Here is a 26101-nt window from a genome sequence, read left to right on the forward strand (position 1 = left end):
TCACGCGGTCCGGACCGGAGCGAGCAGTTCGCGGACGGCCGCGCGCGACCCGACGGGCGCGGCGGCCGTGATCTCGCCGTCGGCGCCGACGGCGACCGCGAACGGGGTGGCGAGCGCACCGTAGGTGGCGAACAGGTGGCCCTGGTCGCTGAAGGCCACGACACCGGGCCGTTCCTCGGGTGCGGGCCCCTCGTAGAGCGCGACGACGGTCCGCCCGTCCGCCGCCTCGACGGTCTCGGCCAGCGCCTCGACGCACGTGTGGCACGTCGGGCGCAGGAACAGCAACACGGCGGGGCCGGTCACGCCGAGCCTGCCGAGGTCGGCCCGGTCGCCCGCGCGGAGCGTGGCGGACACCGGGCGGGCCGCGGTGCCCGACGACAACGCGTGCACCTGGCGGACCAGGCCCGCCACCACGAAAGCCATGAGCAGCAACGCGACCCACGTCACGAGCAATGCGCTGGTCTGGAAGGTCACCGGGCCACCTCCGGGTGTCTGGTCGCGGCTGGCAGGTGCCAGAGCAGGGTGCCGATGGTGGCCGCGGCGAGCAGCACCACCACGAGCCGTGCGTCGAAGCGGGTCAGCGGTGCCACGATGTCGTGCGCCGCCGCGCCGATGGCCGCCAGCGCGGCGAGGGCGAACGCGCGGCCGGTCACCCAGTGGCCCATGGGCACCTCCGCGCCGCCGCAGCCACACGGCCCGCCGCGGCCGCTCGCGGTGACGTGCCACGCGTAACCGCCGTACCCGGCGAACAACGCGGCCACGCCGGCGAACACCAGCGGGGACGGTCCGGTCACCATGCCGGCGAGCAGCAGCACGGCGAGCACGGCCTCGGCGACGGTGACCGCGGCCGCCACCGGCGCGACCGCGCGGCGGGGCACGACCCCGTGCGCGGACAACGCGGCAGGCAGCGCACCGGGTGCGGTCACCCGTTCCACCACCGCGATCACGAGCACGAGCGCGACGACGTAGGCCGCGACGCTGACCGGGAACACCGGTGCCTCACCGGTCGCCGAGCAGGCGCATGCCGAGCCCGTCCACCAGCGCGGGCACGCGGGCGACGTCCGTGTCGGCGAGCGGGAGCACCGAGGTCCAGGTGTCCTGGCCCGCCAGCACGAAGTAGGGGTCGCCGTTGGACAGCCGGTCGGAGAACAGCTCACCGGCCCGCGTCTTCGCGCCCTTCCACTCCGGCAGGCGGGTCGCCTGCGGCGCCGACGGCACGGTCATCTCCAGCAGCCCCAGCGCGGGCACCTCCTTGACCACGGTCGCGGGCGCCACCACGGCGCTGCCGCCTGCCGGCCGCACGGCCATCCCGTCGTCGTGCTCGGTGATGCCGAGGGTGTCCAGCGCCGCGACGGCCGCAGTGGTCGAGGTGTCGTAGAAGTGGCTGATCAGGCAGTGCCGCCTGCCACGCCAGACGGCGAGCAGGATGTTCTCGGTGATCCGCGAGCCCGGGTCGACGCGGCTGGTGCGCCCGACGAGCAGGGTGCCGCCCGCGAAGCGCAGTTCCTCGTCGAACCCGGAGACGCCGAGCGCGCCTGCGACCTCCTCCGCCAGCCCGCCGACGCCAGCCACCAGCTCGTGCGTCCGGCCGCGCACGGTCACCCGCACCGACGACGTGCTCGGCTGCGCGAAGTCGAAGGCGCCGCTCAGTTCGTACCGCCTGCCGTCGAGCGCCCGGTGCACCACAGTGGACGTCACAGCGCCTCCAACAGGGCTGGTTGGGAACTCACTGACAAGCGTCAGTTACGCAACGTAAATATATTACGTGCAGTCCCGATTGGAAATAGGCCGTTCCCCGCACCGCGTTCCTGCTGTCAGGCCACGACGATCGTCCGTCCGTCCACTCCGGGCACTGGTGCTGTGCGCGTACCGGTCAGGCACCGACCGTTGCGGATGCCCCATTCGCACCGTTGCCTGACACTATGTGTTCATGTCCAAGGGAGGCGCTTCCGGTCTGGTGACCGGCCCGGTCTTCAACACCGGTGAACGGCAGGTCCTGTCGTTGGCGGGTTCGATTCCCGTTCGCCTCCGCCAGTCCCCCGCCCGCCATGGCTGACCCGCGACGGCGCATCCCGCGCACCGACGTCCTGCTGGCCGATCCCCGGCTGGCCGCCGCGGCACAGCGACTCGGCGCACCACTGGTCAAGGCGGCCGTCACCGCCGCGCAGGACAAGGCGCGGGCGGGCGAGCTCGACGCCGCGCGGGTCGCCGACCACGTGGCCGCGACACTGCCTCCCACCGCGTCGGCGCTGCGGCCCGTGCTCAACGCCACCGGCGTGCTCGTGCACACCAACCTGGGCCGGGCGCCCCTGTCGGCCGCCGCGCTCGACGCCGTGTTCGCGGCGGGCGGCACCACCGACGTCGAGTTCGACCTGGCCACGGGCAGGCGGGCACGCCGGGGACGCGGTGCGCTGGCCGCGCTCGCCGACGCCGTGCCCGACGCCGAGGCCGTGCACGTGGTCAACAACAACGCCGCCGCTCTGCTGCTGTGCGCGCTGACCCTGGCCCAGGGCAAGGAGATCGTGCTCAGCCGGGGCGAGCTGGTCGAGATCGGCGACGGGTTCCGCATCCCCGACCTGCTCGCGGCCACCGGCGCACGGCTGCGAGAGGTCGGCACGACCAACCGCACGTCGTTCGCCGACTACGCCGCCGCGGTCGGCCCGGCCACCGGGTTCGTGTTGAAGGTCCACCCGTCGAACTTCCTGGTCGCCGGGTTCACCTCGGCGGTCGGCGTCGCGGATCTGGCCGCGCTCGACGTGCCGGTGGTCGCCGACATCGGGTCGGGCCTGCTGGCGCCGGACCCGCTGCTGCGCGACGAGCCGGACGCCACCACGCTCCTGCGTGCGGGCGCGGCGCTCGTCACGGCCAGCGGCGACAAGCTGCTCGGCGGTCCGCAGGCCGGGCTGCTGCTCGGACGGCACGATCTGGTCGAGGCACTGCGCAGGCATCCGACGGCCCGCGCGCTGCGGGTCGACAAGCTCACCCTGGCCGCGCTCGAGGCCACGCTGCGCGGCCCGGCACCACCGGTGCTGGTGGCGCTGCACGCCGGCCCGGGCGAGGTGCGCGCGCGGGCGGCCCGCCTCGCGGAGGAGCTGACCGGGCTCGGGATCGACGCGACCGTCGCCGACTCGGTCGCCGTGGTCGGCGGCGGTGGCGCGCCGGGTGTCGAGTTGCCGAGCGCCGCGGTGAGCCTGCCGCGGGCGTACGCGGCACGCCTGCGGGCGGCGGACCCGCCGGTGGTGGGCCGGGTCGAGCACGACCGGTGCCTGCTGGACCTGCGCACCGTCGCACCGGCCGACGACCGGGTCGTGCGCGACGCGGTGGCACGGTGCACGTCGTAGCCACGGCGGGGCACGTCGACCACGGCAAGTCGACGCTGGTGCGCGCGCTCACCGGGATGGAGCCCGACCGGCTGGCCGAGGAGCGGCGCCGCGGGCTCACGATCGACCTCGGGTTCGCGTGGACCGAGCTCGACAGCACGACGCTGGCGTTCGTCGACGTGCCGGGCCACGAACGGTTCGTGCCGAACATGCTGGCCGGGGCCGGCCCGGTGCCCGCCGCGATGTTCGTGGTCGCCGCGGACGAGGGCTGGCAGGCACAGTCGGCGGAGCACCTGGCGGCGCTCGACGCGTTCGGGGTGCGGCACGGGCTGCTGGTGGTGACCAAGGCCGACCGGGCGGACCCGGCGGCGGCGACCGAGGACGCACTGGAACGGCTGCGGGCCACGAGCATCGGCGCGGTCGGCGCCGTCGCGGTCAGCGGGCGCACCGGCGCCGGACTCGCCGAGCTGCGCGGGGAACTCCTTGCCATGGCAGGCCGCCTGCCCGCGCCGGACGCGGCCGCGGACGTGCGGCTGTGGGTCGACCGCGTCTTCACCATCCGCGGCGCGGGCACCGTGGTGACCGGGACGCTCGGTGCGGGCACCGTGCGCGTCGGCGACACGCTGGTGCTCGGCGGTCGCCGGGTCGTCGTGCGTGGCCTGCAGGCGCTCGGTCAGTCCGTCGACGTGGTGCGCGGGGTGGCCAGGGTCGCGGTGAACCTGCGTGGCGTCGAACGCGAGGACGTCCGCCGCGGCGACGCGCTGCTCACCCCGGATGCCTGGCGCACCACCGACGAGGTCGACGTGCTGGTGCGCGGCGACAGCGGACTCCACCGCGAACTGGTGCTGCACCTGGGCGCCGCGGCAGTGCCCTGCCACGTCCGTCCACTGGGGGCGGACAACGCGCGGCTGACGCTCCGTACCGGGCTGCCCGTGCGTGCCGGGGACATCGGCCTGCTGCGTGACCCCGGGGGGCACCGGATCGCGTGCGGTGTCGAGGTGCTCGACCCCGCACCGCCCGCACTGCGGCGCCGGGGCGCGGCCAGGGCGCGGGAACACGAGCTGAGGGCGGGCGGCGCCGCGTCGGCGCACCTGCGCAGGCACGGCGCCGTGCGGGCGGCCGACCTGCGGGCGCTGGGCTGGCCGGCACAGGGCGTGCACGTGGCCGACTGGGTGGTCGACCCCGAGCTGCACCGGCGGCTGCCTGCCCGCGTCGAGGAGCGGTTCGCCGGGTGGTCGGCCGCGAACCCGGTCGCTGCCGGCATGCCCGTCGCCACGCTCCGCCAGTCGTTGCCCGTCCCCGACGACGTACTGCACGCCACGCTGGCGAGCACCGACCTGACCGTCCACAACGGACTGATCCGGCGGGAGGGCGCGGCCGCGCTGCCCGACGAGGTCGACCGGGCCGTGACCGCCCTTGAGCACCGGCTGGCCGGGGCACCGTTCGCGGCCCCGGCGGCGGCCGACCTGGCCGAGCTGGGTCTTGGTCCACGCGAGCTGGCCGCGGCAGAACGCGCGGGCAGGCTGGTGCGGCTCACCGGGTCCGTCGTCCTCGCCGCCGACGCCCCCGCCAGCGCGGCGGCCGTCCTCGCCACACTGCCCGCGCCGTTCACCGTGAGCGACGCCCGCCGCGCCCTGGGCACCACGCGCCGGGTCGCGGTGCCGCTGCTGGAACGTCTGGACGCGGACGGTGTGACCCGCCGCGCCGAGGACGGCACCCGCCGCGTGCGCTGAGTACGCTGGGGACCGTTCCGGCGAGAAAGGGGCAGGCGTGGCGCGAGTACGACGAACCGCACCGGCCGTCGCACTGCTGCTGGTCCTCGCGGCGTGCACCGGCGAGCAGGCCGCGCCACCCCCGGCACCGGGCTCGCCGACCCCTTCGGCCTCGTCGTCCGCTCCGGCCGCGCCACCGGCCGGTGGCGTGTACGTGTCGGTCGGGGACTCCTACGCGACCGGCTGGCGGCCATCGGATGGCGGCACGCCGGCCGGCGCCAGCCGGGACGGCTTCGCCCACCTCGTCGCCGAGCGGGCGAGCCTGCGGTTGATCAACGTCGGGTGCAGCGGCGCCACGTCGGCCGGTCTGCGGGACCGGCCCGGCTGTCCCCCTGCCAACCGTGCCGTCGACGCGCCGGACCCGGCGGGCCGCACCCAGCTCGACGCGGCCGTGCGGGCACTGCGCGAGCACCAGGGCGACGTGGGCCTGGTGACGGTCGTGATCGGCGGCAACGACCTCACCCCGTGCGCGACGGCGCCGGACGTGCTGGGGTGCACCACGTCAGCCGTGGCGGACATCCAGGCCAACCTCGCCGACATCCTGCCCGTCCTGCGTGCGGCCGCGGGTGACGCCCCGATCGTCGGCCTGACCTATCCCGACGTGTTCCTCGGCGCGTGGGTCTCCCCCGCGTTCCAGGACGGGCAGAACCTGGCGCGCCAGTCGGTGCCGCTGTTCCGCGACTTCTTCAACCCGGTGCTCGCGGCCGAGTACGCGAAGGTCGACGCGGCCTTCGCCGACGTCACGGAGGCGACCGGCGCCTACGGCCCGCTGACCGAGACGACACAGGACCCCGCGTACGGCCCGATCCCGGCGCCGGTGGCGGAGGTGTGCTCGCTGACGTACTTCTGCGAGCACACCGACGTCCACCCGACACCCGGTGGCCACGAGGCGATCGCCGCCGCCGTCCTCGCCGCGGCCGGTTACTGACCACCCGCGAACGCGGCCCAGCGCGGCGGCCACACGTCCCCGTCCGGCAGGCGGTCGCCCTACCCGCCCAGCGTCGCCATGGCGGCCGCGGCGACCGTGGACAGCCGGTCGCGTGCGACCTGTTCGCCGGCGTGCGGCTGGATCGACAGCAGCGCGATCGCGTAGGCGTGCCCTGTGCGGCCGTCGTACACCACGCCCGCGGTGTGCAGCAGGTACCCGGCGGGGCTGTAGGGCACCCACGCCTGCTTGGCGTAGTGCTCTGGTGACGCGCCCTGGTGGAGCAGCCCGTAGTGCTGTTCGAACCCGTCGGTGGCGACCGCGCGGGCGGCGGCGAGCGCGCCGACGATCACCGCACCGTCCTCGGGTGCCATGTCGCGCAGTACGTGCCGGTAGAGCCGGACCATGTCGGCGGCCGTGACCTCGATGTCGCCCCACATCTCCGCCGATCCGGCGGGGAGGCTCGCGCTGAGCCCGAGCCGGGTGGCGACCCGGTCGACCCCGCCCGCCCCGTCGAACCGGCCCCACAACACGTTCATGGCGTTGTCGTCGCTCGCCGACAACGCGCGGGTCAGCAGTTCGAGATCGGCGGGGTCGAGCGACCGCTCCTCGGCACGGTGCCGGTCGAGCACGTCCACCGCGAGGATCAGCTTGCTCAGCGACGCGGCCATGAACAGCCGCTCGCCGTCGCCGCCCACCACGAGCTCTCCGGTGTGCACGTCCAGCACCGCGACCCCCAGGGTCATCTCCGGCGCGGCCTCCTCCGCCGCGGCGACCAGCGCCCTGGCGGCCACCGGCGGTGCGGAGGGAACCGACGGTACCTGCGCGGGTGCCTCCACCAAGCTCTCGAGCGTCGGCGCCGGTGTGCGGGGCGCACTCGTGGCGCGCGTGGATCGCTGGTCCGACGACGAGGACGTCGCCGACCACGTGACCAGCACACCCGCGACCGCCAGGGTCGTCACGACGACGAGCCACGGCAGCCAGCGGGCGCTGGATCTGGCCATGCCTCATGGTAGGCCGACGATCCCCGACGACCACGACAGTCACCGTCTGTCGATCATCGTCTGCGCCGGGTGCCGGCCACCTGCCGCCGTTCACCCGGGAGAATCAGGCGCCGACCGGGCCGATGCAGACCGTTCGCTTCGGGTTCGGGTAGACCCGCGCGTCCTGCGCCGACTCGGGGTCGCAGGCGGACTGGTCGGCCGTGCCCTCGATTACCCTGGTGACCTTGCGGTTGGCCTCCTCGCTGGTGCAGGCGACCTTCTTCTCCTCGCCCATGGCGATCGTCGGCACCCTGAGACAGTCGCCCTCCGCAGCGTTGATCATGAGACAGAGCTTGTACTCCTGCTGGTTCCCGCCGGTCTGCTTGTACGACGAGTAGGCGTCCGACGAGCACTCCTCGTCCGGGTCGTCCAGGTAGACCCCGACCTCGTAGAGCGCGGCTTCCTCGGCGCACCCGACCTTCTCGACCGCTGCGTCGTACCGGCCACCCTCGACGACCTGGACGCAGTCCCCCGCGGAATAGGCAGGCGCGGGCGGGTTGAGGAGCTTCACGACGACGAACGCGGCGATACCACCGAAGACCAGCACCAGGACCCCGATGACGAAGATCCTGTGAGTGTCCGGCGAGAACGCGGTCGCCGGGTCGTGGGCCGGCGGCGTGGCCGGGGTGTCGCCGGGCGGCGGAACAGTGGGTGTTGTCATTCGAGGATGCTCGTATTCTGCTGACTGTTCGGAATCAACAACATGGCGCGCCCCGAGCCGAGCCGAAATGGCACGCGTCATTCCGCTGCTACTCGGTCGAGCGGTTGCCGATGCTAGGAAGCCACGACCCGCCATGGTGTCGTGTGAACACCCCCCATTCGGCTGAGGCGCGCGTCACGCCGACCGACTCCGCAGGCCACGGTCCGTCCACCGCGGTCCGTCGCGTCGAGGTCAGAGGTCGTCGAGGCCGACCAGACCGTCCTGGATCGCCCGTGCGAGCAGCGCCGCCTTCGTCGGCGCGGGCCTGCCGACGTTCGCGTACTTCACCCGCACCCGGTCCAGGTACGTGTCGACCGTCCTCGGCGTGATGTTCATCCGGTCCGCGACGAGTTGTTTGGACTCACACTGGAACCACTGGGTCAGCACCTCGCGCTCGCGGTCGGACAGCCTCGGCTGCGCGGGCCCCCGGTCGGCGGCGATGGCGCCCGCCAGGGTGGGCGGGAGGTACGGGCGGTTCTCCGCGGCGGCGATCGTCGCGGCCACCAGGTGCTCCTGTCCCTCCGACTTGGTGAGGTACGCGCTGACGCCGAGATCGAGGCACGTCAGCGCGACCTCCTCGCTGTCCTGCATGGTGTAGACGATGACCTTGCGACCCGCGTCGACGAGCGTGCGCACGACGCGCTGGTAGGGCGTCCGCTCGTCGCCGACGTTCAGGTCGAGGACGACGACGTCCGCCTGGTCGCCCGGCGGGGTCCACGCCACGTCGACCCACGTACCTGCCGCGATCACCTCGATCGGCGCACCGGCCTCGCCGTACCAGGCACGCACGCCGGAAAGGATCGCCGGGTGGTCGTCGACCACCGTCACCGTGATCGCCATGACGTCTCCAACCACACCTGTCCGTCCATGACGGACTCGACGAGCGAAACCTCACCCTGTTCCGGCGGGGTGAGGGGCAGTTCCGGGGCGACGCACCTGGCGCTCACCCGAACCTGTTCCGGTCCGTGCAGCACGGTGACCCTGGCCTGCGACCGCACCGTCACCAGCGCCTCCGAGATCGGGGCGAGCAGTGCGCGGCGCACGTGGTCAGGAACCTCGCCGGGGGTCCCGCGCACGGACAGGTGCACCGAGGCACCGTGCCGCTCGGCGACGTCGATGATCGCGCCGAGCTCGTGCACCAGCGGGTCGGCCGCGCCATCGCCCTCGGTGAGCAGCCTGCGCATCCTGGCCGCCTCGACGGCGCATTGGCGGCGCACGGTGTCGGCCCGCGGATCGAGCCTGCCGTCGGCGAGCCCGGCGAGCAGCGGGATGGTGGTGCGGCGCAGGTCGGCGTAGCGCTGTTCGTGGTTGCGCACCGCGGCGGCCGCCTCCTCCTCACGGATGCGCCGCTCCTCCTCCGCCCGCGAGGTCCGCACCGCGCGGTGGGCGATCCGCCGCAGCAACTGTGCGCTGAGCGCGACGCCCACCTGGAAACCCGCGACCGACACGAAGGTCACGCCCATACCGGCCAGCTCGTCCGCCGCCCCGTTGACCACCATCGACAGGCCGATCGCGGTGACGTGTGTGAGGAGGAACGCGCAGACCCAGCCGATGGCGAGGTCGTAGAGCAGCACGAGCCCGTACCAGCCGATCAGTCCGATCGACCAGTGATCGGGCGGCAGCACCTCGTGCGGCGGCAGCAGCCCGGACATCACGACCGAACAGCCGAGCAGCACCGCGACGCCGAACCACCGGACCTGGCCGGGGAGCCGCCACCGCCTGGACAGGGCGGCGGCACACACGCCGCCGAGCGCGGCGAGGACCCCGTACACGACCAGCTCCGTGCGCGAGCTGCGTTCCGGCGCCAGCAGCACCTGGCCGTCCAGTCCCACCTGGACGGTGAGCGCGACGACCAGCAGCACGACCGTGGTCATCGCCACCAGCCTGCGCTGGATGTAGGCGGGTCTTCCTGCGGACGGGTCAGCCACGCGACCACGTCCACTCGACGGTCGTGCCACGCCCGGGAGCGGACCGCACCTCCGCGGTTCCGCCCACCGCGGTCATCCTGGCGTGGATCGATTCCGCCAGCCCACGGCGGTGCGCGGGGACCGCGTCCGGGTCGAACCCCGCGCCGCGGTCGGACAACCGGACCACCACCCGCCCATCGCGGTCGTAGGCGGTCAGCTCCGGGGCGGAGTCACCGGCATGCCTGCGCACGTTGCTCAGCGCCTCGCCCACCCCGTGGTGGATCGCGTACGCCGGTATGGCCGGGACGGTGATCGGGCCGTGGAGTTCGGTGTGGACGGTGAGTCCCGGGTACGTGGCCAGCGACGAGAGCAGGCCGGCCAGGTCGACGTCGTCGTCCGTGACCGGCGCGTACGCGGTCAGCACCTCGAGGTCGCGGCGCGCCGCGGCGGGCAGCCAGCCGAGGTCGCCGGTCGTGTCGGTGGACACCATCAGCAGGGTCGTGCTGGCGGTGTCGTGCAGCATGGCCAGGTAGGCCCGGTCGGCGGTCCGGCGCGCCCGCACGGCCGCCGCGGCGATCCGCCGCCGCTCGGCCCGCCGGACCAGCTGGTCGCAGAGCCGCGCGGCGTGCCGCACCAGCAGCAACCCCGCCCAGGCCAGCAACGCCTGCACCAGCAGGGTCCACCCACTCGCGGACACGGTGCCGTCGGCGAGGAGGCAGCCCGCTCCGTGGGCGGCGATCGCCACGCCCGCGAGCACGTGTCCCGCCATCGGGCGGCCGGGCCAGTCCCAGTAGCAGGTCACCGCCGTGATCGAGACCGTGGCGAACAGCCAGCCGCTGACCGGTTGCGCGCCGAGCACCACCTGGCTGAGCCCGACCAGGACGGAGAGCGCCGCGCCCGCGACCATGAACGCGACCGGCGCGACCGCGTGCCACAGGCTCTGCAGGCAGGGCAGCACGGTCGCCAGAACCAGGATCGCGACGGCCACCGGCGCGGCAGAGCTCGCGTGCCCGATGAGCCCGAACACCCCGCACAGCCCGATCACCGCGGCACGCAGGAGCGGCGAGCACCACGCGATCGCGTCGTTCAGGTGCCGTTCGCAGGGGCCGGCCGCCGGGTGTTCGTTCGCGTCCCGCGACTCGCCCGTGTCGTGACGGTCGGCGACGGTCCGTACAGGACGTTCAGTCGCGTTCCCCGGCACCGGAAGAACGTACCAAAAGGTAGGTTTCCGGAATCCGCTGATCAGACGTCCGTGACCGCCGTCTCGCCCCTCGACGCGACGGCGGTCACACGTGGTGACGCGGAGGTCAGCCGCAGTGCTCGAACGGACTGGTGTAGGAGCTGCCGCCGACCGAACCGCCCCACTTCACGCACACGCTCGGCGCGGACTTGCGCACCGGCCCCGCGTAGTAGCCGTAGCTGCCGGAGTCGGTCGCCCTGCTGCCGCCCTGCGGCTCGAGGAACGCCGACACCGCGGTCGCCCTGCCGAGGTTCGACGTCTTCATCGTCACGACGCAGTTGGTGCCGGAGTTATACAGCAGGTAGACGCGACCGCCGGTGAGGGCAGCCGAGTCGATGACGCTGTAGCCGCTGCCGCAGACCTCCGCGGGCGAGTACGGGTTGCCACCGCAGTTGTTGGTGCTCTTGATGGCCTTCTTCTGGCCGAGCGAGACGGTGACGCCCTCGACGGTGGGACTGCTGTCGATGCCCCCGCCCGCGGTGATCTGCTCGTAGTGCAGGTGGGGCGCGTAGTTGCCGCCGGTGCCGCCGACCGTGCCGATGGCGGTGCCCTGACTCACCGACATCGACGAGCCGGGGCCACGCACCATGGAGGAGAGGTGCGCATAGCGGCTCTTGGTTCCGTCGCCGTGGGTGACCACCACGTAGTTCCCGTAGGCCATGATCCCGATGTCGCCCATCGCGAGCGTCGAGTAGAACCGGGCGGTGCCACCCGCGGTGGCGCGCACGGTCTCACCACCGATCGCGTCACCCCCGTAGCTCTGCCAGTCGATCGAGCCCGACGGGCTGTGCCCCGGCGACCAGTTGTTGGCGTAGAAGGTCTTCCCGCAGTTGAAGGGGCTCTTGTGGGCCGCCATGATCCCGATGTCGGCGGGCTCCGCGATCCGCGCCTGCGCGGTCGGCGAGACGACGGCGACGGTCAGCACCGCGGTGACGACCGCGGCCAACCACGTTCCGGCCCGGGATCTCCCCCGCGTCGGTGAACCTGTCGTCGCTGGTGAGGGTGCCATCGCCTACCTCGCTTCTCTCGCGGCTGCCGACGAGTCCGTGGCCGGTCGGCCCCTCATGGTGGCAAGCCCGGGTACAAGAGACGTACAAACCGGCCCGCGGCCGCCGACAGCCCGGCGATCACCACCCCACGCCCGTGGTCCGCTCAGCCCCACGCCACGTCGGCGGGATCCGGGCCGCGCCGGAGGCGGACCGCCACCGCGACCACCACCGCCAGCACGGCCGCGATGGCGGCGACACGCACGGACGGCACCGAGGCGCCCGAGGCGATCCACCCCAGCGCCCAGCACACCGAGGCGGCGAACCCTGCCACCGCGGGCAGGCGCGCTACCGCGACGGCAGCGGCGGCGCCGGTGAACAGCAGTGCCGTGATCGCGGCCGGTGCCGTGGGTGCCGCTCCGTACGCGGCCGTGGTCGTGGCCCCGCCCGCCACGGCCGCCACCGCGACCCAGCCGAGGTACACCGCGACCGGCAGGTGCAGCAGCAGGCGGTCTGCCCACCCGTCCGCCGGTGCCCGCAGCCGCACCGCCGCGACGGCGAGACACGCCAGCAGCGCGACGATGACCACCTGCGCCGGCACGACGAACCGCTGGGCGAACAACAGCACCCAGGTGGCGTTCAGCACGCCCGCGACGACCAGCCACCAGCCACTTCGCCGGTGGACCGTCCGCGACCGCTGGCCGGGCAACGCCTGCCGCACGGCGAGCGCCGCGAACGCGACGTAGATCAGCGACCAGATGGCGAAGGCCGCGCCGGGTGGCAGCAGCAGCGTCGGATAGGACCTGGCGACCTCGCCGACGGCCTCGCCCCACAGCCCCGCGCCGCCGACCGCGCCCGCGCCGACCTGCAGCCCGGCCGCGACCACCACCGCAGCCGCCCGCCAGCCGTCACCGGGCCCGGCCCTGTCCTCGATCCTGTCGCCGGTCATGCAACCTCCCGGAGTGACACCTCGATCGGGTGTTCGGAGCCCACCGGTGAGCGGGTTGCCCGGTATGGCGTGGTTCACGCCCGACCGGCGGGATCACCGATCCGAGGGGCGCGTTGCGCGCAGTACTGTGCCGCGCATGCCCACGTTCCAGGCCGCTGACGGCGTCACCCTGTCCTACTCGACCTGGGGCGATGGGCCGGGCAGGCGCCTGGTCGTGCTGCACCACGGGTTCATCGCGAACAGCAGGACCAACTGGGTGCTGCCCGGCATCGTGGACGCGCTCGTCGCCGGCGGCAGGCGGGTCGCGGCGATCGACGCCCGCGGCCACGGCGAGTCGGACAAGCCGCACGACCCCGCGTCCTACGGCGAGGCGCGGATGGCCGACGACGTCATCGCGCTCGTCGACCTGCTCGGCGAGCGCACCGGCTACGACCTGGTCGGCTACTCGATGGGAGCGATCGTCTCCCTGATCGTGGCGACCAGGGACAGCCGGGTCCGCAGCGTGGTCGCCAGTGGCGTCGGGTCGGCCGTCGTCGAGGTGGGCGGGGTGGACACCAGGGCGATCGGCAGGGACGCGCTCAGGAACGCCCTGCTGGCCGACGACCCGGCGACGGTCTCCCCCGCCGCGACCGGGTTCCGCGCGTTCGTCGACGCGGTCGGCGGTGACCGGGTCGCGCTCGCCGCGCAGGCCGCCGCGCTGCACGACACCCCGATCCCGCTGGACACGATCACGGTCCCCGCGCTGGTGCTCGCGGGCCGCGACGACCACCTCGCCACCCGCCCCGAGGTGCTCGCCGACGCGATCCCGGGCGCGGTCCTCCGGGTCGTGCCCGGCGATCACCTCGGCGCGGTCCGCGAACCGGAGTTCCTCCGTGCGCTGACCGGCTTCCTGAACCACCCCGCGGACACGACGAACCGGTGACCCTCGCGGTCCCTCGCCTAGTCCACGTGTCCGCTCGTCACGTTGGGCCCGTTCCGGTCGCACACTCCTCGCGCGGCGGCTCGGCGGGTGCCGTCGCTCGACCGAACGGCCGGGCCACCAGCACTCCCAGCCAGATCAGCAGTGCGACCACCGCGAGCACCAGGTACTCGATCACCGGGATGCGCACCACCTCGTCGAGCCGGCCGTAGCCGCGCCACGCGTAGACGGCGGCCACCGCGGCGGCGAACGCGGCGAACAGCCACCACCGCGTCCGCCTGCTCAGCCCGAGGCCGTGCATCTGGGTCAGCACGAAGACGCCGAGGAAGCCGAACAGGAACATCGGCCACATGCCGTCCGGGCCCGAGTTCATCACCGCGACGAGCGTGCCGTGCACGGCGACGAGCAGTTCCAGGCTGACCGTCCACCAGCGGTTCGTGTGGGCGGAGGTGAACACCAGGCTGCTCTGCAGTAGCAGCAGGAACACGTAGAAGAACCCGATCAGGTGGCCGCTCGTGCCTTCCATCGGGTGGTACCAGAACGTGTAGATGACCGCCCAGCTGAACAGGTAGCCGTGGTAGCGGCGGGCGACGTCGGCGACGCCCGCCGGCAGTGGTGCCCTGCGGCCCGCGAACAGGCCGCGCCTGCGGTTCTCCACGAGGAGGACGACGACGAGCAGGAGCACCACGGAACCCTGCGAGCTGAAGATCGACACGTCCTGCGCGAGGCCGTCGTAGAACACGTGGGTCTGCGCGAGGTGCAGCGCGACGAACCCGGCGTTCGCGGCGAGCGCGACGACGTTGACCCGTTTGAGGCCGATGGAGTAGCGGCGCACCCTGGTCTGCGCGTAGTAGATCAGCCCCCAGGAGACGACCTGGTGCGCCGCGTAGCCGAGCCACGCGGACAGCCGCGTCCACACCGTCGGTTCCGGCAGCTGCCAGTAGTACCAGGCCGCGCCCTGGTCGGGCAGGAACGCGACGTGCAGCCGCTGTCCCAGCAACCACACCACCCCGGTGAGCAGCAGGACCGCGAGCACGCCCAGCACGAGCACGCGCTCGCTGCGGACCGTGACTTTGTTCAGCATGCTGAGGATTATGGCAAACCATCAGTAAGCTGAACAAAACGGCGGAAGGGGACGTCATGGGCAGGTATCGGTTGCACGTCAACGGAAGGCAGCGGGTGGTGGACGTCCCCGGGGACACGCCGCTGCTGTGGGCACTGCGCGACGAACTCGGGCTGACCGGAACGAAGTACGGCTGCGGCGTCGGTGCGTGCGGCGCGTGCGTGTCGCTGGTCGACGGCGCCGCCGCGCGGCCGTGCGTGCGCACCGTCGAGGAGTCCGACCGGGCACGGATCACCACCATCGAAGGGCTCTCGGCCCGCGGCGACCACGCCGTGCAGCGGGCGTGGCTGGAACTGGACGTCGCCCAGTGCGGCTACTGCCAGCCGGGACAGATCATGTCGGCGGTCGCGCTGCTCGCCGAGCACTCCGACCCGGACGACGCGCAGATCGAGGAAGCGTTGCGGGACAACGTGTGCCGGTGCGGGACCTATCCGCGCATCCGGGCCGCCGTGCGACGCGCCGCCGAGCTCACGCGAGGTGCGCGATGATCACCCGCCGCGCTTTCCTCGGCACGGCGGGCGTGCTGGCCGTGTCCGTGTCCATCCCCGGCGCCGTGGCGGCCGAGGGCACCCTCGCGCCCTCGGTACTCGTCCGCGTCGACCGGCACGGCCGGGTGGTCGCCACGGTTCCCCGGCCCGACACCGGCCAGGGTGTGCGGACCATGGCCGCCGTGCTCGTGGCGGAGGAACTGGCGGTCGACGTCGCCGACGTGACGCTGGAGCAGGCGCCGGGTGACACCGCGACCTACGGCTGGCAGGCAGTGGCCAACTCGACGTCCTCGCGCCAGCTCGCGGAACCGCTGCGCACCGCCGCGGCCACCGCCCGCTGCCTGCTGGTCGCCGCCGCGGCCGGGCGCTGGGGTGTGCCGACCGCGGACTGCGTGGCCCGGGACGGGCACGTGACGCACCCGCGCCGCAGGCGACTGCCGTACCGCGCGCTCGTGTCCGACGCCGCCGCGCTCGACCCGGCGACCGTCCCGGTCACGCTGACACCACGGGAGAAGTGGCGGCTCATCGGGCGAACGCGAGCGGGCCGGGCCGACGCCCGCGACATCGTCACCGGCCGCGCCCGCTACGGCATCGACGCCCCGCCACCGGACAGCCTCGTCGCCGTCGTCGCCCGGCCACCGTGGCTCGGCGCGCTGGCCGGGACCGTCGACGACACGGCGGCACGCGCCGTGCCCGGCGTGGTCACCGTGGTGCGCCTCGACCCGCCCGCCGCCGGTCAGGGCGGCATCGCGGTCGTCGCGAACTCGACGGCCTCGGCACTGCGCGGCCGGGACGCGCTGCGGGTGACCTGGACGGCGGGCACCCCGGCCGAGGACAGCCGCGAATGGCTCGCCACACTGGAGTCCGCTCTGCCCGCCGCACCGGCGAACGCGGACCGCGAGCGCGTCTACCGGCTGCCACTGCTCGCCCACGCGCCGATGGAACCGATGAACGCGACCGCGCACGTCACCGCGGACCGCGCCGAGGTGCTGGCGCCGACGCAGGACCCCGGCGGGCTACGCACACAGCTGGTCAGGCAGCTCGGCCTGCCCGAGGCCCAGGTGCACGTGACGGCCACACTGGCGGGTGGCGCGTTCGGGCGCCGCATCGATCCCGATCCGGTGCTGGAGGCCGTGGCCTGCTCGCGGGCGGCGGGCAGGCCGGTGACCGTGCGGTGGACCCGCGAGGACGACACCCGCCACGACTCGTACCGCCCGATGTCGGTGCACCGGCTGAGCGCGGTGCTCGGCGCGGACGGGCTGCCCGTGAGCCGCACCCACCAGGTGGCCACCTGGCCGCTGACCGTGCTCCCGGCGTTCGACAACCCGGCGTTCGTGCGCCAGTCCGGCGACCACTTCCCGTACCCGGTGCCCGGCGACGTGTCGGTCACCCTGCGCCCCGCTCCCCTGCGCACCGGGTTCTGGCGGGCGGTCTACGCCGGGCAGTTCGGCTACGCCGAGGAGTGCTTCCTCAGCGAGCTCGCCGGCAGCGGCGGGCACGACCAGGTGGCCGTCCGCAGACGCCTGCTGCCCGAGGGTTCCCGCCTGCGCCACGTCCTCGACGTGGCCGCCGCACGGTCCGGCTGGTCACGCGGCACCGCCGCGTCGCTGACCCGCGGCGTGGCCTGCCACCTGGACTACGGCTCGGCGATCGCGGTGGTCGTGACCGCCGACCCGGCCGCGCGCCGGGTCCTCCGGGTCACCGCGGCGGTCGACGTGGGGGTGGCCATCCACCCGTCCGGCGTGGTCGCACAGGTCGAGGGCGGGGTCCTGGACGCACTGTCCACTGTGCTCGGTGCGCAGGTCACCGTGCGGGACGGGGCCGTCGTGGAGTCGTCCTTCCGCGACTACGCGTGGGCACGCATCGGCGACTGCCCCGACATCGACGTGCACGTCGTACCGTCGGGGGCACCGATCGGCGGGCTCGGCGAACTGGCGTACCCGCCCGCGGCCGCCGCCATCGCCTCGGCGCTCGCCGAGGGCGGCGACCCGGTCACCGGCATGCCGTACGGGACCCCCGTCGGCTGACCGGCATGGCTCCACCTGGGACGATGACCGGATGCTGGGAGACGAGCACGAGATCGCACGCAGCGCGGAGCGGGTGCGTTCCGATGTGCACTCGTGGCCGACCGGGCGGCTGCTGTCGGTGGCCGCCCGGGTCGTCGAGGGCCGCTTCGACCGGTTCCTCGCGGAACGCGACCTGAGCCACGCCGGTCTCATCGCGCTGCACCACCTCGCGGCCGGCCCGCTCGCGCAGCGGCAGCTGGCCCAGCGGTGCCGGGTGACCGACCAGACGATGAGCCGCACGATCGAACGGCTGGCACGCACCGGCCACGTCGCACGCACGCAGGACGAGCACGACCGCAGGCGCACGCTCGTCCAGATCACCCCGGACGGCACGGACGCGCTGGCCGCGGCCCGGCTGGAGGAACGCGAGTCCGAACAACTACTCGGCGCGGTCGACGATTACGACGACTTCCGCCGCCAGCTCATCAACCTGATCGCCGCCACCGAACCGGACGAGGACTGACGGAAGGACGAGTGCCCAGAACGCGCCTTCAGGGCTTGTGGCGTCTTCGGGTGCGGGGCCCGGCCCGGTGGGTGCCGGGCCCCGCGCCCGTCACTTCAGCGGTTCGACCCAGATGTTGCGGAACTGCACCGCGTTTCCGTGGTCCTGCAACCGGATCGCGCCGGTTGACGGACCCTCCGGGATGCTGCCGCCGGTCACACCCGGAATGGCGAAGTCGCGGTGCACGACCTTGCCGTTCCACACCACCGTCACCCGTGCGTCCTCGATCTTGGTGCCTGCCGCGTCGTGGCGGGCGGCGCGGAACCAGATGTCGTAGGTCTGCCAGGTCTCCGGCGGCCGTGCCGCGTTGACGTCCGGTGCCTTGTGCGTGTAGATCGCGCCTGCCTCGTTGTCGGCGAGGGTGGTGTCGCCGTACGAGTCGAGGATCTGGACCTCGTAGCGCTCCTGCAGGTACACACCGCTGTTGCCGCGGTCCTGGCCGGTGACGTCCGGCGGCAGCTGCGGCACCTTGAACTCCACGTGCAGCCGGAAGTCGCCGAACGCCTGCTTGGTGCGCAGGTCACCGCCGCTTACCTCCATCGCCCCGTTGCCGACCAGTGGCCAGCTCGCGAGCCTGCCGTCGGTGTGCCGCCACTCGTCGGTGTCCTTGCCGTCGAACAGGACGATCCGTTCGCCCGGTTCGCGCACCGAGATCAGGTCCAGGTTGACGTGCCCGGTGTCGCCTTCGTCCACCTTGTACTGGATGGTGTTGAGGCCCCGGCGCAGCGACAGCGTCTCCGTCTTGGTGGCCCACTCCTCCCAGGTCACCGTGGTGGGAAGAACGGTCTGCTTCACCTTCTTGCCGTTGACGTAGACGCTCACGGACTTGTCGCCCTGGAACGGGTTCGGGCCGTTCGAGTAACGCAGTCCGACCTCGTGACGGCCTGGGTCGTCCACGGTGACGTGCATCGTGGTGGACGCGCCCTGGTTGCCGAACCGGTCGGTGAACCCGATGCCGGAGTAGCCGCGGTGGTCGGTGTTGACCCCGGCGCCACCCTCCCGGTAGCCCTCCTCGGCCTCGTAGAACACCTGGCGTTCCCTCGGTCCTGGGATCGAGTTGAGCGTGTACCAGGCCTCCGTGCTCCACAGCTCCGCACCGTTCGCCGCGGCGAACGGACGTGGCGAACGCAGGTGCACGACGCGGTCGCTCTTGAGGCCCGCGACCGTCAGGGTCACCGTCTTCCGGTCCCGCGACACCTGCGCGGCGGTGACCGTCAGCTCCTCCTCGTCCACCTTCGGGCCGCCGTACTGCTCGGTCGCGGCGTAGCGCCACTGCGTGACCTGGTAGGCCTCCGCCGCGTTCTCGGCGATCTTCGCGACGGTCTCGCCCGACAGCGGCTGCGTGTAGGTGATCCTGAAGCCGTCCCTGGTGGCGCTCATCGACTTCATGTCGAACGTGTTGGTGCCGTTGGGGGTGAGTTTCTGCAGACCGTAGGTGAGCTTGCCCTCCTGGCCCCAGTTCCCGCCCGCACCGAGCCCGGCGACGTACAGCGCGCCGTCCGGTCCGATCGTGGTCTCGGTGAGGCCGGACTCCAGGCCCTGCGTGTGCCGGAACACGGCACCCTGGTACTCGCCCCGCACCTTCTCCAGGTACGCGCGCTGGAGACCGCCGTAGGTGACGTCGGCGATCAGCAGCTGGCCGGCGAACGGTCCCGACCGCAGCGTCACCGGGGTACTCGGCGAGTTCGCGATCTCGTTCTGCGGCAGCCACAACACGGGCTTGGTGACCGGGTTCGCGTCGAACCGGCCGTCGGGGTTGGTGTAGTGGTTGAAGAAACGGTCCTGCTTGACGTGCACCAGCTTCGACGCGGGCAGCCAGCCGCCCTGGTTGTCGGTCACGAAGACCTCGTTCCGAGGACCCCAGCCGATGCCGTGCGGGGTGCGCAGGCCGCCGGCCACGTAGGTGATCTTCCCGGTCGCCCTGTTCACCACGATGCTGGTGCCGCGGTCCTCGGCGGGCTGCGGGTCGGTCGTCGCGCCGCCGTAGTTGATGGCGACCGACAGGTTCAGGTGGAAGTTGCCGTCGCGGTAGAGCAGGCCGAACGCGAACTCGTGGAAGTTCTCACCGAACGGCCACGTCGCGACGGTCCGCTGCGCGTCGATGACGTCGTCACCGTCGGTGTCCCGCAGCTCGGTCAGCTCGTGCTTCTGCGAGACGTAGATCATCCCGTCGACGACCTTGAGCCCCATCGGCTCACGCAGCCCGCCCGCCACCTTCTTGTAGGTGACCTTGGACGGGTCGGTCCGGCCGGTGACGCCGTCGACGATGTAGACCTCGCCGAGGGTGTTGAGGCTGCCGCCCCAGGTGGCGATGACGAGCCTGCCGTCGGCGGTCCAGTCCATCGCCGACACCTGCGGCTCGAACCCGTCCGGGCGCAGGTCGGTCAGCGTGTAGTTCGGGTTCACCGAGTTCAGCGGAAGACCGTCGCCGGGGGTGTCGTGCGAGCCCTCGCACTCCTTGCGTCCCGGCGCGGTCACGCGCACCACGTCGGCGTCGGTGGACAGGACGGAGTTCGGCACGACGGCGAAGTCCTCGGCCCCCGGTGTCCGCCAGGCCAGCTGGAGCACCTGCTCGCCGCCCCGCTCGAAGTACTCGATGCGCAGCGAGTGGTACCCGGCGGTGAGCGAGACCGTGCCGTCCTTGGGTTCCGCGCCGTGCAGGCCGTCGTGGTCGATGACGAGCTGGTCGTCGATGTAGAGCCGCGACCCGTCGTCGCTGGTGAGCCGGAAGGTGTAGCTGCCCGCCTCGGCGATCTCGACGTTGCCGATGGCGTGGGTGACGAAGTTGCTCTCGAACCCGAAGTCGGCGCCGGTGCTCCAGTCGATCGTCGGCATCAGCTTGTCGACGTTCGGGGTCTGGCCGGTCTTGAGGGTGCAGATCTCCTCCAGCGGGATCTGCACGTCGTAGGTGCGCAGCGTGACGCCGGGCTCCTGGGGCGGCAGATCCGCGGGCTGAGCGGCGGCGGACGGCGCGGACAGCGCCACCAGCGAGCCGAGGACACCCACGCAGAGGAGACCGGCCAGGCCTCTCCTGCGGCGGTGCCGCGATGCTGAGAGCATTCTTCCTCCTTGAAGATCACCCGAGCCGGAACCCGGTCGTGCCCACCACGGGGGATCTTTCCGGCCAACCGGCAAAAGTGGAAGGGTCTTTCGCTGCCGATCAACGTTCTTTTGAAGAACACACCCTAAAGAACTACGGAGAGCGACGTCTTGACGTCGAACGGCAAGATGGGGGCATGCGAAGGAACGTCCTGCTCTGTTCCGTAGCCGCCCTGCTGATCGCGTTCGCGCCCGCTCCGGCCGCCGCACACCCGGACCGGACGACCGACGCGACCTACCACAACGACGCGGCCACCCCCGGCGCCGACCCGTTCGTGCTGTTCGACCGGGCGAGCGGCTACTACTACGCCTACTCCACCGAAGGCGCCGGCCCCGGACACCACTTCGGGATCTACCGCTCCCCCGACCTCGCCACCTGGGAGCACCTGCCCGGCGGCGCGCTCCGCGCGGGACAGGACGGCGACTGGGCACACGACTGGTTCTGGGCGCCGGAGGTCTACCACAACCCCGACACCGGGCTGTACTTCCTGTTCTACGCGGGCCGCATGAACCGGAACGTGGCCGAGCACTTCCGGTACCCGGACTTCGAGGAGGCGAGCAAGGTCGGCGTCGCGGTGTCCCACTCACCGGCGGGCCCGTTCCGCGACATCGTGGAGGCGCCGATCGACTACCACCCCTACGACCCGGCGTACCACGACGTCAACCTGATCATGGACGCGACCCAGAAGAAGCCACCCGCGACGCTGGAGGAGGGCCGGACGGCGCCGCTCGGCACCTACATCCCCTTCATCGACCCGAACGTGTTCTTCGACGCGGACGGCCGGATCTACCTGTACTACTCGCGCAACGCCTACCGGAACTGGGTGTGGGACACCGATCTCGGCAAGTACGTCGAGGAGTCCAACATCTACGTCGTCGAGCTCACCGACGACTGGTGGCACGACCCGGCCGGCCGCACGATGACCGCCATCGCGCCCGTCCACCGCGACGCGAACCTCGCGCCGGACGATCCGCCCGGCACCCGCAAGGACGGCTTCGTGCCGATCCTGGACTACGGCTCGGACAAGCAGTCGTGGGAGAACGCGCACGTCGACGACTACGCCGACAGTGGCGGTCAGAAGAAGGACCGCCGCTGGGCCGAGGGCTCCACGACGGTCAGAACCGTTGACGCACACGGAAAACCGCTCTACTACCTGACCTACTCGGCGAACAACTTCGAGAACGAGTACTACGGGGTCGGCTACGCGACGGCACGCAGTCCGCTGGGCCCGTGGCGCAAGAACCCCGCGAACCCCGTCCTGTCGCAGGACCCGGCGCAGAACCTGTACTCGACGGGGCACGGCAGCGTCATCGGCTCACCGGAGGGCACCGGCCTGTACTACGTGCACCACGGCCGCCCGTCCACCACGTCGGCTCGCGCGCTCTACACGTCCGCCATGCACATCGGTGACGGGCTCGCGATCCACGCGTCCACTTCGGACGAGCCGGTGCCGAGGGGTGTCGGCCCGCTCACACTGCGCACCGCCGACCGCGTGTTGCGGACCACACCCGGCCGGCCGGTCACCACGACCGCGCACGTGCGCAGCGCGCCCGGCGCGGAGTTCGACCTGGCGAACCAGCAGAACCGGGTGCGCGCCACGTTGACCCCTGCCGCCGCGGGAACCGTTGCGGTGACGGGAAACCAGGTGTCGGTCACCATGACCGGCCCGGGCACGGCACGGCTGACCGTCGGGTACCAGCGGCACCTGGCCGACGGCGGGTACCGGGACGTCGCGAACACCCGGCGCCACCACAGCACACCCGTCGCCGTCACGGTCCCGGTCGTCAGCAGGTGAGACGCGGGTCGTCCCGGTTTACCAGAACCCGGGCAGGGGTATGTGATCGTTGCGTCAAGCAGTCGGCGCGGTTCTTGCCCCCACTGGAGAACGGCGGCGACATGATGGAACTCGACTTCGACGACACCGTGGTCCTCGGCCTGCACGGCTATGTCCGCATGGTGAGCAGAGCGCTGGGGCTGCGCGGCGAGTGCTCGTACGTCCAGCCCGACCGGCCCGTCTCCGCCTACCTCGCCGTGGACGGGCGACTGCCCGGCCATCCCGACCGGGACGTGGCACTGCTGTGGGACGAGCACCGAGGGTGGTCGGCCGCGGTCGAGACCGACAGCGGCGAGGAACTGGTGACCGTGACCCACCTCGGCCAGGATCTGTTACCCGCACCGGAAACCGTGGCGGCGTGGGCGCGGGACCTCCTCCACCCGGACCGCGGTCCCGGCCATGCCGTGCCCCTCGACGTGCTGCCCGTCAAGGTGGGCGCCGGCGCGGACGCGAGCACCGTCCGGCAGCACCTGACCGCCTACCTCCGCCCCGTCGTCCCCACGACCCATTCCATGTCCCGTTCACCGTCCGTGTTCACCGCACGCGGTACCAGTGATAGCCGTACGGCGCCAAGGTGAGCTTCTTGCCGGGGTCGTGGTCGTCGGCGCCGAGGAGGTCCTCGAGCCGGTCGCAGTCCAGCGACAGCGTCACCTCCGCCTTCCGGTCGGCGAGGTTGTGCACGGCGACCACGGCACTGCCGTCCCAGTCGCAGCGGTGCGCGAGGACCGGGCCTTCCGCGTGCAGCACGGTGAACGTGCCCCAGCCCAGTTCCGGGCATTCCTTGCGCTGCCGGATGAGCCGCTCCATCCAGTTCAGCAGCGACTGCGGATCGCGGCGCTGCCCGGCCACGTTCGCACTGTGGTCCTCGGGCAGCGGGCGGCACAGGCGGGCACCATCGGGGGCGGTGGAGAACCCGGCGTGCGGTTCGGCCGACCACTGCATCGGGGAGCGTGAGCTCAGACGGCCCTCGATGGCGAGGTTCTCGGACATGCCGATCTCCTCGCCGTAGAAGAGGGTCGGGGTGCCGGGAAGCGAGAACATCAGCGAGTAGACCAGCCGGATGCGGTCCTCGTCGTTGTCGAGCATCGACGGCAGGCGGCGGCGCAGTCCCCTGCCGTAGACCTGCATCGACTCCTCCGGGCCGAACGCGGCGAACACCTCGTCGCGTTCCTCGTCGGACAGCTGGTCGAGGGTCAGCTCGTCGTGGTTGCGCACGAAGTTCGCCCACTGGCACTCGGTGGGGATGTCGGGCATCGACCTCAGCGCCTCCGCCAGCGGCGCGCTGTCCTTCCTGGCGAGCGAGAGGTACATGGCCTGGTTGGCCGGGAAGTTGAACATCATGTTGAGCTCGTCGCCCGCCGTGCCGAAGAACTCGATCGCCTTGTCGTAGGGCAGGTTGACCTCGCCGAGCAGCACGGCGTCGCCACGGCGGCGGGTCAGGTACGCGCTGAGCTCACGCACCAGCGAGTGCGGGTCCTTGTACTCGCCCTCCGGACCGCTGACCTCCTCGAGCAGGAACGGCACCGCGTCGATGCGGTAGCCGACCACCCCGAGCGCGAGCCAGAACCCGCCGATCTTCGCGATCTCGTCCCGCACCGCGGGGTTGGCGGTGTCGAGGTCGGGCTGCTCGGCGTAGAACCGGTGGAAGTACCAGCGTTCCGCCTCCTCCGCCCACGCCCAGTTCGACTGCTCCTCGCCGGGGAACACGAGCTGTTCCTCGCCTTCGGGTTTCTCGTCCGCCCACACGTAGTGATCGTGGAACCGCGCGTCCCTCCCTTTGCGCGCGGACTCGAACCACGGGTGCCGGTGCGAGGTGTGGTTGACGACCAGGTCAATGATCACGCGGATGCCGCGGTCCTGCGCGGTGCGCACCAGTTCGGTGAAGTCGCCGAGCGTGCCGAGCTTCTCGTCGACCGCGTAGAAGTCGCTGATGTCGTAGCCGTCGTCCCGTTCCGGCGACGGGTAGCACGGCATCAGCCACAGGCACGTCACGCCGAGGCCCGCGAGGTAGTCGATGCGTTCGGTGAGCCCGGTGAAGTCGCCGCAGCCGTCGCCGTCGGTGTCGAGGAAGGTCTGCACGTCGAGGCAGTAGATGACCGCGTTCTTCCACCACAGGTCACTGGTGGCGGTGCGCTTGCCGGTCATGCGCGCACCGCCGGGAGCACGTGCTCGCCGAAGCAGTCGAGGAAGGCCCGCTGCTCCTGGCCGACGTGGTGCAGGTAGATCTCGTCGAACCCGAGGTCGGCCGCCTCGTGCAGCCACTCGGTGAACCGCTTGGGATCGGCGGCGATCAGCACTCCACCGTGCATGTCCTCCGGCCGCACGTGTTTCGCGGCCTGGTCGAACTCCTCCGGGGTGGCGATGTCCCAGCACAGCGGTGCCTCGAACACGTTGGTGCGCCACTGTTCGTGTGCGATCCGCAACGCCTCCTCCTCGTCCGGCGCCCAGCTGAGGTGCACCTGCAGTGCGAGTGGTTTGCCGTCGCCGCCGTTCTCCCGGAACGCCTCGACGATCCCGCGCAGCGTGTCGGCGGGCTGCCAGATCGTGACGAGGCCCTCGGCCCACTCCGCCGCCCAGCGCGCGGTGGCCGCGCTGACCGCGGTCGCGAGGAGCCGCGGCGGCTGCTCCGGCAACGTCCACAGCCGCGCCCGGTCCACGTGCACGAGGCCGTGGTGGGTCACCTCGTCTCCGGTGAGCAGCGCGCGCACGACATCGACGCACTCACGCAGGCGGGCGTTGCGGGTCGCCTTGTCCGGCCACGGTTCCCCGGTCACGTGCTCGTTGGAGAACTCCCCCGAGCCGAACGCGACGGACAGCCTGCGGGGGAACATCTCAGCCAGCGTCGCGAGCGCCTGCGCGACGATCGCCGGGTGGTAACGCTGCCCCGGCGCGTTGACCACCCCGAACGGGAGCGTCGTGGTGGCCATCGCCGCGCCGAGCCAGGAGAACGCGAACCCCGACTCGCCCTGCCGCACGCTCCACGGCGAGAAGTGGTCGGATGACCAGACGGCGCCGAACCCCGCGTCCTGCGCGTGCCGAACGTCCGTGAGCAGCCTGCTCGGCGGGATCTGCTCGTGTGAGGCGTGCCAGCCGATCACGGGCATCGCGGTCCCTTCACTCGGCAACGGTGTTGGCTCGGGGCATTCCCCCGTCGGCCCGCACCGAAACCCGGCGCGAGGCAACCGTTCCCTCGGTTCGTCGGACCTGTTCCCGGACGACCCGTGCAC

At 72.3% G+C, this 26101-nt stretch carries 23 protein-coding genes and 1 tRNA gene; 10 read left to right on the forward strand and 14 right to left on the reverse strand.

Annotated features, from left to right (window positions below; translation table 11 throughout):
* From ACFPCV_RS01005 to ACFPCV_RS01015, 3 genes are read right to left on the reverse strand one after another with little or no spacing between them, the layout of a single operon-like run.
* Window positions 1-474, reverse strand: coding sequence for a hypothetical protein (locus ACFPCV_RS01005; protein WP_378053427.1), 474 nt, complete (start codon window positions 472-474; stop codon window positions 1-3).
* Window positions 471-992: a MauE/DoxX family redox-associated membrane protein gene (locus tag ACFPCV_RS01010; RefSeq protein ID WP_378053429.1), complete on the reverse strand. Its 522-nt coding sequence runs from the start codon at window positions 990-992 to the stop codon at window positions 471-473. Before ACFPCV_RS01010 ends, ACFPCV_RS01005 begins: the two co-directional genes overlap by 4 nt.
* Window positions 993-999: 7 nt before the next feature.
* The gene (locus tag ACFPCV_RS01015) at window positions 1000-1698 is read right to left on the reverse strand and encodes a hypothetical protein (protein WP_378053431.1); all 699 of its coding nucleotides are present in this window, start codon (window positions 1696-1698) and stop codon (window positions 1000-1002) included.
* A gap of 241 nt (window positions 1699-1939) precedes the next feature.
* Here ACFPCV_RS01015 and ACFPCV_RS01020 point away from each other — a divergent pair.
* The 4 genes from ACFPCV_RS01020 (at window position 1940) to ACFPCV_RS01035 (ending at window position 6020) form a co-directional block, all read left to right on the forward strand.
* Window positions 1940-2034: transfer RNA gene (locus tag ACFPCV_RS01020), tRNA-Sec, on the forward strand.
* 14 nt (window positions 2035-2048) lie between these two features.
* On the forward strand, window positions 2049-3341 hold the full coding sequence (gene selA / locus ACFPCV_RS01025; protein WP_378053433.1) for an L-seryl-tRNA(Sec) selenium transferase: 1293 nt from the start codon (window positions 2049-2051) through the stop codon (window positions 3339-3341).
* Window positions 3329-5053, forward strand: a complete 1725-nt coding sequence (gene selB / locus ACFPCV_RS01030; protein WP_378053435.1) for a selenocysteine-specific translation elongation factor — start codon at window positions 3329-3331, stop codon at window positions 5051-5053. The genes selA and selB overlap by 13 nt, the downstream gene beginning before the upstream one ends.
* A 37-nt stretch (window positions 5054-5090) precedes the next feature.
* Window positions 5091-6020, forward strand: a complete 930-nt coding sequence (locus ACFPCV_RS01035) for a GDSL-type esterase/lipase family protein (RefSeq protein ID WP_378053437.1) — start codon at window positions 5091-5093, stop codon at window positions 6018-6020.
* Between the two features lie 59 nt (window positions 6021-6079).
* On the opposite strand, the gene ACFPCV_RS01040 is transcribed toward ACFPCV_RS01035, so the two are convergent.
* From ACFPCV_RS01040 to ACFPCV_RS01070, 7 genes are all read right to left on the reverse strand, one after another.
* A complete protein-coding gene (locus tag ACFPCV_RS01040) occupies window positions 6080-7021 on the reverse strand; it encodes a serine hydrolase (RefSeq protein WP_378053439.1) in 942 nt (313 codons plus the stop codon).
* 103 nt (window positions 7022-7124) lie between these two features.
* On the reverse strand, window positions 7125-7721 hold the full coding sequence (locus ACFPCV_RS01045; RefSeq protein ID WP_378053441.1) for an LppU/SCO3897 family protein: 597 nt from the start codon (window positions 7719-7721) through the stop codon (window positions 7125-7127).
* A 231-nt stretch (window positions 7722-7952) separates the two neighbouring features.
* Window positions 7953-8600: a response regulator gene (locus ACFPCV_RS01050; RefSeq protein ID WP_378053443.1), complete on the reverse strand. Its 648-nt coding sequence runs from the start codon at window positions 8598-8600 to the stop codon at window positions 7953-7955.
* Complete coding sequence (locus ACFPCV_RS01055; RefSeq protein WP_378053445.1) at window positions 8585-9688, reverse strand: hypothetical protein; 1104 nt, start codon at window positions 9686-9688, stop codon at window positions 8585-8587. The genes ACFPCV_RS01050 and ACFPCV_RS01055 overlap by 16 nt, the downstream gene beginning before the upstream one ends.
* Window positions 9681-10868, reverse strand: a complete 1188-nt coding sequence (locus ACFPCV_RS01060) for a sensor histidine kinase (protein WP_378053447.1) — start codon at window positions 10866-10868, stop codon at window positions 9681-9683. Before ACFPCV_RS01060 ends, ACFPCV_RS01055 begins: the two co-directional genes overlap by 8 nt.
* Window positions 10869-10974: 106 nt before the next feature.
* Window positions 10975-11853, reverse strand: a complete 879-nt coding sequence (locus ACFPCV_RS01065) for a M23 family metallopeptidase (protein WP_378053449.1) — start codon at window positions 11851-11853, stop codon at window positions 10975-10977.
* Window positions 11854-12059: 206 nt separating this feature from the next.
* Entirely contained in the window at window positions 12060-12842 is a 783-nt protein-coding gene (locus ACFPCV_RS01070) for a tryptophan-rich sensory protein (RefSeq protein WP_378053451.1), read from the reverse strand.
* A gap of 136 nt (window positions 12843-12978) precedes the next feature.
* Here ACFPCV_RS01070 and ACFPCV_RS01075 point away from each other — a divergent pair, with 136 nt between their 5' ends.
* Window positions 12979-13764 (forward strand): alpha/beta fold hydrolase, encoded by a 786-nt coding sequence (locus ACFPCV_RS01075; RefSeq protein WP_378053453.1) that lies wholly within the window; start codon window positions 12979-12981, stop codon window positions 13762-13764.
* A 37-nt stretch (window positions 13765-13801) separates the two neighbouring features.
* Here ACFPCV_RS01075 and ACFPCV_RS01080 read toward each other — a convergent pair whose 3' ends face one another.
* On the reverse strand, window positions 13802-14845 hold the full coding sequence (locus ACFPCV_RS01080) for a hypothetical protein (RefSeq protein WP_378053455.1): 1044 nt from the start codon (window positions 14843-14845) through the stop codon (window positions 13802-13804).
* A 56-nt stretch (window positions 14846-14901) separates the two neighbouring features.
* Between ACFPCV_RS01080 and ACFPCV_RS01085 the strand changes: the two genes are divergently transcribed.
* From ACFPCV_RS01085 to ACFPCV_RS01095, 3 genes are read left to right on the forward strand one after another with little or no spacing between them, the layout of a single operon-like run.
* A complete protein-coding gene (locus ACFPCV_RS01085) occupies window positions 14902-15372 on the forward strand; it encodes a (2Fe-2S)-binding protein (RefSeq protein ID WP_378053457.1) in 471 nt (156 codons plus the stop codon).
* On the forward strand, window positions 15369-17399 hold the full coding sequence (locus ACFPCV_RS01090) for a xanthine dehydrogenase family protein molybdopterin-binding subunit (RefSeq protein WP_378053459.1): 2031 nt from the start codon (window positions 15369-15371) through the stop codon (window positions 17397-17399). Before ACFPCV_RS01085 ends, ACFPCV_RS01090 begins: the two co-directional genes overlap by 4 nt.
* A 31-nt stretch (window positions 17400-17430) precedes the next feature.
* Window positions 17431-17901 carry a MarR family winged helix-turn-helix transcriptional regulator gene (locus ACFPCV_RS01095; protein ID WP_378053461.1) on the forward strand — a complete coding sequence of 157 codons (471 nt, stop codon included), beginning with the start codon at window positions 17431-17433 and terminating at the stop codon, window positions 17899-17901.
* A 90-nt stretch (window positions 17902-17991) separates the two neighbouring features.
* Here the strand turns inward: ACFPCV_RS01095 and ACFPCV_RS01100 are convergent, their stop codons facing one another.
* Entirely contained in the window at window positions 17992-21000 is a 3009-nt protein-coding gene (locus ACFPCV_RS01100; protein ID WP_378053463.1) for a 3-keto-alpha-glucoside-1,2-lyase-like domain-containing protein, read from the reverse strand.
* 176 nt (window positions 21001-21176) lie between these two features.
* Between ACFPCV_RS01100 and ACFPCV_RS01105 the strand changes: the two genes are divergently transcribed.
* Both ACFPCV_RS01105 and ACFPCV_RS01110 read left to right on the forward strand, forming a co-directional pair.
* Window positions 21177-22835 (forward strand): family 43 glycosylhydrolase, encoded by a 1659-nt coding sequence (locus ACFPCV_RS01105; RefSeq protein WP_378053465.1) that lies wholly within the window; start codon window positions 21177-21179, stop codon window positions 22833-22835.
* Between the two features lie 74 nt (window positions 22836-22909).
* On the forward strand, window positions 22910-23452 hold the full coding sequence (locus tag ACFPCV_RS01110) for a DUF6292 family protein (RefSeq protein WP_378053467.1): 543 nt from the start codon (window positions 22910-22912) through the stop codon (window positions 23450-23452).
* Here ACFPCV_RS01110 and ACFPCV_RS01115 read toward each other — a convergent pair.
* Window positions 23409-25019, reverse strand: coding sequence for an alpha-amylase family protein (locus ACFPCV_RS01115; protein ID WP_378053469.1), 1611 nt, complete (start codon window positions 25017-25019; stop codon window positions 23409-23411). The two genes, ACFPCV_RS01110 and ACFPCV_RS01115, sit on opposite strands and share 44 nt — an antisense overlap.
* Window positions 25016-25978, reverse strand: a complete 963-nt coding sequence (locus tag ACFPCV_RS01120; RefSeq protein ID WP_378053470.1) for a TIGR03885 family FMN-dependent LLM class oxidoreductase — start codon at window positions 25976-25978, stop codon at window positions 25016-25018. The genes ACFPCV_RS01115 and ACFPCV_RS01120 overlap by 4 nt, the downstream gene beginning before the upstream one ends.
* Window positions 25979-26101: the final 123 nt, after the last annotated feature.

The organism is Actinophytocola glycyrrhizae (genome assembly GCF_042653545.1).
GTDB lineage: Bacteria > Actinomycetota > Actinomycetes > Mycobacteriales > Pseudonocardiaceae > Actinophytocola > Actinophytocola glycyrrhizae.